We start from the raw sequence: 11,847 nt of genomic DNA on the forward strand, positions 1-11,847 counted from the left end.
CGAGCTTAGGCTCCAAAAGCCCTGGAGAAAGAGTTATGTACGCTGTTATCAAGAGTGGCGGTAAGCAATACCGCGTGCAGGAAGGTCAGACACTCAAGCTCGAGAAGCTGGAAGTGCCGACCGGCGAGACCCTGGAATTCGACCAGGTCCTGCTGGTCGCCGACGGTGACGACATCAAGGTCGGCGCTCCGTTGGTCGGCGGCGCCAAGGTGTCCGCTGAGATCGTTTCTCACGGCCGCGGCGACAAGGTGCAGATCATCAAGTTCCGCCGCCGCAAGCATCACATGAAGCGTCAGGGCCACCGCCAGTGGTTCACTGAAGTCAAGATCACCGGAATCTCCGCTTAAGCGGGACATTCCCCCAGAGAGAGGTATTCGCCATGGCTCATAAGAAGGCCGCCGGTAGTACGCGCAACGGTCGCGATTCCGAATCCAAACGCCTGGGTGTCAAGCTGTACGGTGGACAGAAGGCTACGGCCGGCAACATCATCGTCCGTCAGCGCGGCACCAAGTTCCATCCGGGTAGCGGTGTGGGTATCGGCAAGGACCACACGCTGTTCGCACTGAATGACGGCGTCATCAAGTTCGAGCAGAAAGGCCCGAGAAACCGCAAGTTCGTGAGTGTAGTCTCCGCCTGAGACGTCACGGACCTTGTATGAAAAGCCCCGCTCAGGCGGGGCTTTTTCGTTATTGCGGCAATATCATGCGGTATCCACGCGCGCGGCGCTCGCCGCCGGGAGAGTGACATGCAGTTCGTCGATGAAACCTCGATCACCGTCGAAGCCGGCAGGGGCGGTAACGGCTGCCTTAGCTTCCGGCGCGAAAAGTATGTGCCCAAGGGCGGCCCCGATGGCGGTGACGGCGGCCATGGCGGCAATGTCTACCTGATCGGCGACGAGTCGCTGAATACCCTGATCGACTTCAAGTTCCAGCGCTTCTACAAGGCGCAGAGCGGCCAGCAGGGGCAGGGTCGCCAGATGAGCGGCAAGGCCGGCGACGACCTGCACGTCAAGGTGCCGGTGGGTACCACGGTGATCGACGAGGACACCCTCGAGGTGATTGCCGACGTCACCGCCGAGGGCCAGGTGGTTCTGGTGGCACAGGGCGGGCGTCGTGGACTTGGCAACATTCATTTCAAGTCCTCGACCAATCGCTCGCCGCGCCGGACCACGCCCGGCACCGACGGCGAGCGGCGCAAGCTGCGCCTGGAGATGAAGGTGATGGCCGACGTGGGCCTGCTGGGCATGCCCAACGCCGGCAAGTCCACCTTGATCCGGGCGGTCTCCGCGGCCAAGCCGAAGGTGGCCAACTACCCCTTCACCACGCTGGTGCCCAACCTGGGGGTGGTCAAGCTCGGCACGCACGAGCACTTCGTGATGGCGGACGTCCCCGGGCTGATCGAAGGGGCCTCGGATGGCGCCGGGCTCGGGCTGCGCTTTCTCAAGCACCTCACCCGCACGCGGCTGCTGCTGCATGTGGTCGATGCCGCACCGTTCGACGAGTCCGATCCGGTTGCGGCGGTCGAGGCGATCGCCCGGGAGCTGTCGCAGTTCTCGCCAACGCTGGCGGAGCTGCCGCGCTGGCTGGTGGTCAACAAGCTCGATCTGCTGCCGGCGGAGGAGCGTGAAGCGCGGGTGGCGGATATCGTCTCGCGGCTCGACTGGCAGGGGCCGGTGTTCCGGATTTCGGCGATCTCCAGCGACGGCACTGGCGAACTGGTTCAGGCGGCGCACCGCTGGCTCACCGAGCAGCGGCAGCTGGAGAACGACGACGAAGAGGCCGCGGAGCGCGAGCGCGAGATGCGCCGGCGCATGGAGGCCGAATCGGTGGAGCGGGTGGAAGCGCACCAGACCCGTCTGCGGGTCAAGCGTGGCGAAGTCGTCGAGGAGTTCGACGATGACGACGACGACGATCATGACGTCGAGGTGGAATACACGCGTTGAGCCAACCGTGGGTCGGGGCATGTCGGGCGGAGAGTGAGATGGCGACGGATGAACGTATGGGGCGCGGTGTCCTCGAAGGCGCGAAGCGGGTCGTGGTCAAGATCGGCAGCGCGCTGCTGACCAACGATGGGCGCGGGCTCGACGACGCGGCCATCGGTGGCTGGGTCGACCAGATGGCGGAGCTGCATCGTCTCGGCGTCGAGGTGGTGCTGGTCTCCTCCGGCTCCATCGCCGAGGGCATGGTCAGGCTGGGCTGGCACGTGCGGCCGACCTCCGTGCACGAGCTGCAGGCTGCCGCTGCCGTCGGCCAGAGCGGGCTGTCCCAGTGCTACGAAACGCATTTCGCCCGCCATGGCCTGCGCAGTGCCCAGGTGCTGCTGACCCACGACGATCTCTCCAATCGCAAGCGCTATCTGAATGCGCGCTCCGCCCTGCGTACCCTGGTGCAGCTCGACGTGATCCCGGTGATCAACGAGAACGATACCGTCGTCACCGACGAGATCCGCTTCGGCGACAACGACACCCTGGGCGCGCTCGTCGCCAACCTGCTCGAGGCCGATGCGCTGCTGATTCTCACCGACCAGGAGGGGCTGTTCGACGCCGACCCGCGTCACAACGCCGATGCCAGGCTGATCGACGAGGCCCGGGCGGACGATCCCGGCCTCGATGCGGTCGCCGGTGGCGGGGGTCTGCTGGGCCGAGGCGGCATGGCGACCAAGTTGCGGGCGGCACGCCTGGCGGCGCGGTCAGGCGCGGTCACCGCGATCGCCAGCGGGCGCCAGCCGGCGGTGCTGACCCGGCTGCTCGAGGGCGCGTCGCTGGGAACACTGCTCTACCCCGATCACGCGCCGCTGGCGGCTCGCAAGCGCTGGCTTGCCGGACAGCTGCAGGTGCGCGGCACGTTGACCCTGGATGCCGGTGCGGTCAAGGTGCTGCGTGGCCAGGGATCGAGCCTGTTGCCGGTGGGGGTCAAGCAGGTGGAGGGCGCCTTTCGACGCGGAGACATGGTGGTGTGTGTCGACGAGCGAGGCGTGCGAGTGGCCAAGGGGTTGGTCAATTACTCAAGCGCCGACGCTGCTCGGCTCGTGGGACAACCCAGCCGGCGCATCGCCGAGATCCTGGGCTACATGGAAGCGCCGGAGTTGATTCACCGCGACAATCTGGTGGTGATCTGAAACGATCCGGAATTGTCAGTTGCTGCTGGATACCCCATGTGCCCTGTGATAGAATCCCGCATCCTCTCAGACATGGCCCGTTAAGACTGCCTGAATCGCAGTCTAAGATGGCTCCGAGACGCTTCCCGATTTGGGGGCCATCGAACATTCGGCCGAATCATTCAGGGTTGCCTGAAGCGGTTTCGAGGCTGTCCTGGGTGATTTAACTTACAGAATTGACTGTCAACATCTCCAAGGAGTCGACGGTGGCGAATACCAAGCAGGCGCGCAAGCGCGCACGTCAGGCGGAAGACCGCCGCAAGCTCAACGCTAGTCAGCGTTCCATGGTTCGTACCTATATCAAGCGTGTGATCAAGGCTATCCAGTCTGGCGATCAGGCGCAGGCGAACACCGAGTTCAAGGCCGCTCAGCCGGTCATCGATCGCATCGCCGACAAGGACGCCCTGTCCAAGAAGAAGGCCGCGCGCATCAAGAGTCGCCTGAACAAGCGAATTAAGGCGCTGGCTGCCTGAGCCGGACGCGCTTGACGAAAAACCGGCTTCGGCCGGTTTTTTTGTGGCCTGCCATCCATGGCGGCCACCCTGCTGGCCCTCGCTGCGCGACGCCAGAAATCGCTCCCGGCGATTTTTTGTGGCCGCCTTTCGTGACACGGGCGTCGAGGTCGCGGCACCGAAGCCAGGATCTCGAGAGCACCGATTCGAGATCGCCACAGGGGCAGCGAAGCGCGCGATGAGAGATTTCCTGGAGTGAGTGACGGCGCGTCATGAGCGAACACGGACCTGCGGAAGAGACGGCGGACAAGGCGACGGCGGCCGACGCGGTGGAGGCGGGGACCGCGACCCCGGTTTCGCGCCGCGGCCTGCTGCGCTCCGGCATGGTCGTCAGCACGATGACGCTGCTGTCACGCGTGCTCGGCCTGGCGAGAGATGTGGTGATCGCCGCGCTGCTGGGCGCCGGTAGCGGTGCGGACGCGTTTTTCGTGGCGTTCAAGATTCCCAACTTCATGCGCCGCCTGTTCGCAGAAGGGGCATTCAACCAGGCTTTCGTACCGGTGCTCTCGGAGTACGCCACCCGGCGCACCCGGGCCGAGGTTCGCGAGCTGCTCGACGCCGTCTCCGGCAGCCTCAGCGTGGTACTGGCGCTGATCACCGCGCTGGCCATCGCCGCCGCGCCATGGCTGGTATGGCTCTTCGCTCCCGGCTTCAAGGCGGATCCCGGCAAGCTGGCCCTGACCGCCGACATGCTGCGATTGACCTTTCCCTATCTATTGCTGATCTCGCTGACGGCCTTTGCCGGCAGCGTGCTCAACACCTGGGAACGCTTCGCGATACCCGCTTTTACGCCGGTGCTGCTCAACGTCTGCATGATCGGTGCGGCGCTGTGGCTGACTCCCTGGATGGACGATCCGGCCATGGGGCTGGCCTGGGGGGTGCTGATCGCCGGTGCGGCCCAGCTGCTGTTCCAGCTTCCGTTTCTGGCCCGGCTGGGGCTGATGCCGCGTCCGCGAGCGCGGTTCAGGCATCCCGGCGTCCGGCGCATTCTGCGCTTGATGACCCCGGCGCTGTTCGGGGTCTCCGTCTCGCAGATCAACCTGCTGCTGGATACGGTGCTGGCATCGTTTTTGGTCTCCGGCAGTGTCTCCTGGCTCTACTACTCCGATCGGCTGGTGGAGTTGCCGCTGGGGGTGTTCGGGATCGCCATCGCCACGGTGATTCTGCCGGCGCTCTCCAAGCGCCATGCCGACGAATCCCGGGAACATTTCGCGCGCATGCTGGACTGGGCGTTGCGGATGGTGCTGCTGATCGGGCTGCCGGCCGCGCTGGCGCTGATACTGCTGGCCGAACCGCTGCTGGTCAGCCTGTTCCACTACGGCGCGATGACCGACCACGATGTGGTCATGGCCGCGCGCAGCCTGCGGGCCTATGCATTGGGGCTGCTGGCGTTCATGCTGATCAAGGTGCTGGCGCCGGGCTACTTTGCCCGCCAGGACACCAAGACGCCGGTCAAGATCGGCATCGTGGCGATGTTCGCCAACATGGTCATGAACCTGGTACTGATCGTGCCGCTGGCGCATGCCGGGCTGGCGCTGGCCACGGCACTGTCGGCGTTTCTCAATGCCGGGCTGCTGGGGGTGGGACTGCGCCGTCAGGGCGTGTTGAGATTCCAGCCCGGCTGGGGGCGTTACGCCATTCAGGTCGTCGGCGGCTGCCTGCTGATGGGGGCCGCGCTGTGGTGGTTCTCGCCGGACTGGCACACCTGGGTGACCTGGAGCGCGCTGCATCGCGCCGGGGTTCTGACGGCACTGGTGATCGGCGGCTCGGTCATCTATTTTGGCTGGCTGGCGCTCAGCGGCATCCGTCTGAGAGACTTCCGCCTGCACGGCTGATAGGGGAGAGACCCTTGTTTATACTGATGCTCTTCGAGGCAACACGGTCCGTGCTGAAACGGGAGCAGACCCTATGGAACTGATCCGAGGCCTGCACAATCTGCCGCCCGGGAGTCCCGGCGATCGGGAAGGGGACATGCCCGGATGCGTGGCGACCATCGGCAACTTCGATGGGGTGCATCTTGGGCACCAGGCGATTCTCGAGCAGTTGCAGGCGCTGTCCCGGTCGCGGGCACTGCCGGTCACGGTGGTGATCTTCGAGCCCCAGCCGCGCGAGTACTTCGCCGGCGATCAGGCGCCGCCGCGCCTGACCCGGCTGCGCGACAAGGTCGCCCTGCTCAAGGCCCACGGTGCCGACCGGATCCTGTGCCTGCCGTTCAACGATGCCTTGCGCAGCCTCACCGCCCGGCAGTTCATCGAGCGGGTACTGATCGACGGTCTGCAGGTGAAGCATCTGGTGGTGGGCGACGATTTCCGTTTCGGCTGCGACCGAGCCGGGGACTTCACGCTATTGCAGGCGGTGGGGCGCGAGCGCGGCTTCGCGGTCGAGCATACCCGAACCTTCACCCTCGACGACGAGCGCGTCTCCAGTACCCGGGTACGCACGCTGCTGGCCAGTGGCAATTTCTTCCAGGCCGCGCGGATGCTGGGCCGGCCCTACGGTTACCAGGGGCGGGTCGTCCGCGACCGCCAGCTGGGTCGCACGATCGGTGTGCCCACCGCCAATATCCCGCTGACCCGGCGACCCATGGCGCTGCGCGGGGTGTTCGCCTGCGCTACCCGGCTGGCGGATGGCGAGTGGGTCGCTGGCGCGGCCAACATCGGCTGGCGGCCCACGGTGGGTGCCGATCGGCCGATGCTGGAGGTGCACCTGCTGGACCGTGAGCTTGACCTCTACGGTGAGACGCTGACCGTCGTTCCCTGTGCCCGCTTGCGCGGCGAAGCCAAGTTCGACGAATTCGACGCGCTGGTCGCGCAGATCCATCGCGATCTCGACAACGCCCGCCACTATTTCGCGCAGGCGGCGCGGCAGGCGGGCTCGTCGGTTTCCGAGCCGGGGCCGGCAGAGGTCGAGGCCGCAGCCAGCGGACTCTGTGCCGCCTCGTTGCCTCAGGCACGGTTTCCGCTCGCCTCGGCACCGCTGCCACCCGAACCGTCGAACCCCGGCGCGTCCGCGCACGCGGCGCCCACCGGTTCCGAAGACGACTGAACACAGCCTTGAGCGGCACGAATACAGCCTTGAGCGGCACGAATACAGCCGTGAGCGTTATGAACACAGCCCTGAGCGGCAAAAGTACAGCTTGAGCGCCATGACATCAGCCTTGAGCGCCACGACATTAGCCCCGAGCGGACCGAAAAAGCCATGAGCGACTATAAGCACACGCTGAATCTGCCCTCGACCGACTTCCCCATGCGCGGCAACCTGCCGGCGCGGGAGCCCGGCCGAATCGCGCAGTGGAACGATATGAACCTCTACGCCAAGCTGCGTGAGGCGCGTCGGGGGCGCGAGCGGTTCGTGCTCCACGACGGTCCTCCCTACGCCAACGGCAGCATTCATATCGGTCATGCGGTCAACAAGCTGCTCAAGGACTTCATCGTCAGGTCGAAGAACCTGGCCGGCTTCGACGCCCCCTACGTGCCGGGCTGGGACTGTCACGGGCTGCCGATCGAGCACAAGGTCGAGACCACCCACGGCAAGCACCTGCCGGCGGACGAGGCCCGGGCGCTCTGCCGCGAGTACGCGGCCGCCCAGGTCGAGGTGCAGAAGGAAGGCTTCGTGCGTCTTGGTGTCCAGGGCGACTGGGACAATCCCTACCTGACCATGAATTTCGCCAACGAGGCGGGCGAGATCCGGGCCCTGGCCGAGATGGTCAAGGGCGGCTACGTGTTCAAGGGACTCAAGCCGGTCAACTGGTGCTTCGACTGCGGCTCGGCGCTGGCCGAAGCCGAGGTCGAGTACCAGGACAAGCAGTCCGACGCCATCGACGTCGCCTTTCCGGCGGTCGACGATGCCGCGCTGGCGGCGGCCTTCGGACTGGATTCGCTGGCCAAGCCGGCGGCGGCGGTGATCTGGACCACCACGCCGTGGACCATCCCGGCCAACCAGGCGATGAACGTGCACCCCGAGTTCGTCTACGCCCTGGTCGACACCGGCGAGCGTCTGCTGCTGCTGGCCGAGGAGCTGGTCGAATCGAGCCTGGAACGCTTCGGCCTGAGCGGCGAGATCATCGCCACCGCTCCGGGCGAACGTCTCGATCGCATCGCCTTCCGCCATCCGCTGGCGGCGCTCGCGAGCGGCTACGACCGGCTCTCGCCGATCTATCTGGCCGACTACGTCGAACTGGGCGCCGGTACCGGTGTCGTTCACTCCTCGCCCGCCTACGGCGAGGATGACTTCCACACCTGCCGTGCCTACGGCATGAGCTTCGACGAGATTCTCAATCCGGTGCAGAGCAACGGCGTCTATGCCGACGATCTGCCACTGTTCGGCGGCCAGATGATCTGGAAGGCGAACCCGCAGATCGTCGCCAAGCTGGAAGAAGCCGGCGCGCTGATGGCCCACGACCGGATCACCCACAGCTACATGCACTGCTGGCGCCACAAGACGCCGGTCATCTACCGGGCCACGGCCCAGTGGTTCGTGGGCATGGATCTCGAGGGCGCCGATGGCCGCACACTGCGCGACAAGGCGTTGGCCGGCGTGGACACCACCGGCTTCATCCCCGCCTGGGGCCAGGCGCGTCTGCACTCGATGATCGCCAACCGCCCCGACTGGTGCATCTCGCGCCAGCGCAACTGGGGGGTGCCGATCCCGTTCTTCCTCGACAAGGCGAGCGGCGAGCTGCATCCGCGCACCGTCGAGCTGATGGAGGCGGTGGCAAGCCGCGTCGAGCAGGAGGGCATCGAAGCCTGGTTCAAGCTCGAGCCGAGCGAGCTGCTGGGCGACGAGGCCGACGCCTACGAGAAGGTCACCGACACTCTCGACGTCTGGTTCGATTCCGGCACCACCCACTGGCACGTGCTGCGCGGTTCGCATCCGCTCGGCCACGACGTCGGGCCGCGTGCGGATCTCTATCTCGAGGGCTCGGACCAGCATCGTGGCTGGTTCCATTCGTCGCTCCTGACCGGCTGCGCCATCGACGGCCATCCGCCCTACCAGTCGCTGCTGACCCACGGTTTCACCGTCGACGAGAAGGGCCGCAAGATGTCCAAGTCGCTGGGCAACGTGGTCGCGCCGCAGCAGGTGATGGACAAGCTGGGCGCCGATATCCTGCGGCTGTGGGTCGCTTCCACCGACTACTCCGGCGAGATGGCGGTCTCCGACGAGATCCTCAAGCGCACCGCCGATGTCTATCGGCGGATCCGCAACACCTCGCGCTTCCTGCTCGGCAACCTGACCGGCTTCGAGCCGGGTCGCGACGCCGTGGCCTTCGACGACATGCTGGCGCTGGATCGCTGGGCGGTGGATCGCGCCGCCGAGCTGCAGGCGCGCATTCAGCAGGCCTATGCCGACTATCGATTCCGCGACGTCTACCAGCAGGTGCACGACTTCTGTGCCCGCGACATGGGCGGTTTCTATCTCGATATCATCAAGGATCGCCAGTACACCACCCAGCCCGATTCGCTGGCGCGCCGCAGCTGCCAGACCGCGCTCTATCATATCGTCGAGGCGCTGGCGCGCTGGGTTGCGCCGATCCTGTCGTTCACCGCCGAGGAGATCTACGAGAACATTCCCGGCGAGCGGGGCGAGAGCGTGCATCTCGAGACCTATTACGACGGGCTGAGCCAGCTGCCTGAAAATGCCGAGATGGGGCGGCAGTTCTGGGAACAGGTGATCGCGGTCAAGCAGGCGGTCAACAAGCAGCTCGAGGATGCGCGCAACGCCGGCACCATCAAGGGCGCGCTGGACAGCGAGGTGACGCTCTACGTCGATGACACCTTGAACGCGCTGCTGTCCCGCTTCGAGGACGAACTGCGCTTCGTGCTGATCACTTCCGAAGCCACGCTCGCGCCGCTGGCGGAAGCGGGCGATGCCAGGGCCACCGAGCTGGAGGGTCTCAAGGTCGCGGTGCGCATGAGTCCGTATGAGAAGGACGAGCGCAGTTGGGAACGGCGGCCGGACGTCGGCGCCAATCCCGATCATCCGACGCTGTCGGCGCGTTCCATCGCCAACCTGCCGGATGGCCCGGGTGAGGTACGCCGTTTTGCCTGATTCCGCTTCCCGCCCCGCCACCGATCGGATGCACCGCCCGCTGCGATGGCTGTGGCTATCGCTGGTGGTCATCGTGCTCGATCTGGGCATCAAGGCGCTGGCCTCGGCGCACCTCGATTACGGTCGGCCGCTGGAAGTGCTGCCGATCTTCAACCTGACGCTGCTGCACAACACCGGTGCCGCCTTCAGTTTTCTGGCCGAGCACGCGGGCTGGCAGCGCTGGCTGTTCGCGCTCATCGCCATCGCTGCGAGTATCGGTCTGACCGTGTGGCTGTCGAGACTGAAGCGCGGCGAGACGCTCACCGCGATCTCGCTGACGCTGGTGATCGGCGGTGCCATCGGCAATCTCTACGATCGACTGGTGCACGGCTACGTGGTCGACTATCTGTCGTTTCACTGGGGCGGCTGGTACTACCCGGCGTTCAATCTGGCCGATACGGCGATCACGCTGGGTGCGGTCGGCCTGATTCTGCAGTCGCTGCTCGACTCGCGCCGACCGAAGGGCTCTCACGCCGCCGACAAGGACGGACCTTCTTCGGCTGACAACCCTGGTTCGGCTGACAGGTCTTCTTTGGCTGACAAATCTTCTTCGACTGACTCTTCTTCGACCCGAGGTGACTCATGAGCGGGAACGGCCACCAGCACGATCACGACTACCGCGTCGGCGACGGCATGGAAGTCACGCTGCACTTCACGGTGAAACTCGAGGATGGCGAGGTGGTGGACTCGACGCGGGACAAGCAGCCAGCGACGTTCCAGCTCGGCGACGGCAATCTGCCGCCGGGGTTCGAGGCGCCGCTCAAGGGCATGGCGGCGGGCGATACCGGTGCCTTCGAGATCTCACCCGAGCACGCTTTCGGCCAGCACAACCCTCAGAACGTCCAGCGCCTCGCCCGTGACGCCTTCGAGGAGGCCGTGGAACCCGGCACGGTGATGTCATTCGCCGATGCCGCCGGCGGCGAACTGCCCGGCGTGATCGCCAGCGTCGACGAACGCCATGTCGAGGTCGACTTCAATCATCCGCTGGCAGGGCGTACCCTGACCTTCGAGGTGGAAATCCTGGACGTGAAGCCCGCCACGACTCACTGAGCCGATCTTCACCACGACACCCGAGCGTATCAAGCGAGGTCATTATGCAAATCAAGCTGGCCAATCCCCGCGGTTTCTGCGCCGGCGTCGATCGTGCCATCGACATCGTCAATCGCGCGCTCGATGTCTTCGGGCCGCCCATCTACGTGCGCCACGAAGTGGTCCACAACCGCTTCGTGGTGGATTCGTTGCGCGAGCGGGGGGCGATCTTCGTCGAGGAGCTCGACGAAATCCCCGACGACGTCATCGTGATCTTCTCGGCCCACGGCGTTTCGCGAGCCGTGCAACAGGAGGCCGAGCGTCGCGGCCTCAAGATCTTCGATGCCACCTGCCCGCTGGTGACCAAGGTGCATATGGAAGTGCTGCGCTATGCCAAGCGCGGGCAGGAGTGCATCCTGATCGGCCACGCCGGCCATCCGGAGGTGGAAGGCACCATGGGGCGCTACGATGAGAGTCATGGCGGCGCGATCTATCTCGTCGAGGACGAGAAAGATGTCGCCAGGCTGCCGGTACGTGATCCCTCGCGGCTGGCGTTCGTCACCCAGACCACGCTGTCGATGGATGACACCGCCAAGGTGATCGATGCACTGCGCGAGCACTTTCCCGAGATCCAGGGGCCGCGCAAGGACGATATCTGCTACGCCACCCAGAATCGGCAGGACGCGGTCCGCGAGCTGGCCGTCGACTCGGACCTGGTACTGGTCGTGGGCAGCGTCAACAGCTCCAACTCCAACCGCCTGCGCGAGCTTTCCGAGCGCGTCGGCACGCCGGCCTTCCTGATCGACGACGCCGAACAGATCGATCCCGCCTGGCTCGAGGGTATTGGCACCATCGGCATCACCGCCGGTGCCAGTGCCCCGGAAGTGCTGGTCAAGGGCGTCATCGACAAGCTCCAGACGCTCGGCGCCAGCGTGCCGGAAGAGCTGTCCGGACGCGCCGAGCGGGGCTCCGGGTGAGTTCCTGCTCGATCCCGCCAGCTGCGGCATCCTCATCCCGGTGACGGATCCGGCGGACCAGGCGGAGATCGTGCTGACTCCCGATC

The 11,847-nt window shown here is 65.7% G+C and carries 10 protein-coding genes and 1 pseudogene; all 11 read left to right on the forward strand.

Features of this window, described 5'->3' with window-relative positions:
- Window positions 1–35 precede the first annotated feature (35 nt).
- The 11 genes and pseudogenes from rplU to ispH all read left to right on the forward strand — a co-directional run bounded on the left by rplU (window position 36) and on the right by ispH (window position 11,761).
- Complete coding sequence (gene rplU, locus AC3AYF_RS02715) at window positions 36–347, forward strand: 50S ribosomal protein L21 (protein ID WP_071230753.1); 312 nt, start codon at window positions 36–38, stop codon at window positions 345–347.
- Between the two features lie 32 nt (window positions 348–379).
- On the forward strand, window positions 380–637 hold the full coding sequence (gene rpmA, locus AC3AYF_RS02720) for a 50S ribosomal protein L27 (protein ID WP_110603387.1): 258 nt from the start codon (window positions 380–382) through the stop codon (window positions 635–637).
- 108 nt (window positions 638–745) lie between these two features.
- Window positions 746–1,942 (forward strand): GTPase ObgE, encoded by a 1,197-nt coding sequence (gene obgE, locus AC3AYF_RS02725; protein ID WP_295036664.1) that lies wholly within the window; start codon window positions 746–748, stop codon window positions 1,940–1,942.
- A gap of 38 nt (window positions 1,943–1,980) precedes the next feature.
- Window positions 1,981–3,117: a glutamate 5-kinase gene (gene proB, locus AC3AYF_RS02730; RefSeq protein ID WP_295036666.1), complete on the forward strand. Its 1,137-nt coding sequence runs from the start codon at window positions 1,981–1,983 to the stop codon at window positions 3,115–3,117.
- A 245-nt stretch (window positions 3,118–3,362) separates the two neighbouring features.
- On the forward strand, window positions 3,363–3,629 hold the full coding sequence (gene rpsT, locus AC3AYF_RS02735) for a 30S ribosomal protein S20 (RefSeq protein WP_295036667.1): 267 nt from the start codon (window positions 3,363–3,365) through the stop codon (window positions 3,627–3,629).
- Between the two features lie 251 nt (window positions 3,630–3,880).
- Entirely contained in the window at window positions 3,881–5,503 is a 1,623-nt protein-coding gene (gene murJ, locus AC3AYF_RS02740) for a murein biosynthesis integral membrane protein MurJ (RefSeq protein ID WP_295036669.1), read from the forward strand.
- Window positions 5,504–5,576: 73 nt separating this feature from the next.
- The gene (ribF, locus tag AC3AYF_RS02745) at window positions 5,577–6,713 is read left to right on the forward strand and encodes a bifunctional riboflavin kinase/FAD synthetase (RefSeq protein ID WP_295036670.1); all 1,137 of its coding nucleotides are present in this window, start codon (window positions 5,577–5,579) and stop codon (window positions 6,711–6,713) included.
- A gap of 153 nt (window positions 6,714–6,866) precedes the next feature.
- Window positions 6,867–9,716 carry an isoleucine--tRNA ligase gene (gene ileS / locus AC3AYF_RS02750; protein WP_487779372.1) on the forward strand — a complete coding sequence of 950 codons (2,850 nt, stop codon included), beginning with the start codon at window positions 6,867–6,869 and terminating at the stop codon, window positions 9,714–9,716.
- Between the two features lie 28 nt (window positions 9,717–9,744).
- Window positions 9,745–10,218, forward strand: a pseudogene (gene lspA / locus AC3AYF_RS02755) (signal peptidase II); the annotation flags it as partial.
- 119 nt (window positions 10,219–10,337) lie between these two features.
- On the forward strand, window positions 10,338–10,805 hold the full coding sequence (fkpB, locus tag AC3AYF_RS02760) for an FKBP-type peptidyl-prolyl cis-trans isomerase (RefSeq protein WP_295041246.1): 468 nt from the start codon (window positions 10,338–10,340) through the stop codon (window positions 10,803–10,805).
- Window positions 10,806–10,849: 44 nt separating this feature from the next.
- Window positions 10,850–11,761 carry a 4-hydroxy-3-methylbut-2-enyl diphosphate reductase gene (ispH, locus tag AC3AYF_RS02765; protein WP_487779373.1) on the forward strand — a complete coding sequence of 304 codons (912 nt, stop codon included), beginning with the start codon at window positions 10,850–10,852 and terminating at the stop codon, window positions 11,759–11,761.
- The last annotated feature ends 86 nt before the right edge of the window (window positions 11,762–11,847 follow it).

It is taken from the genome of Salinicola sp. (assembly GCF_982684285.1).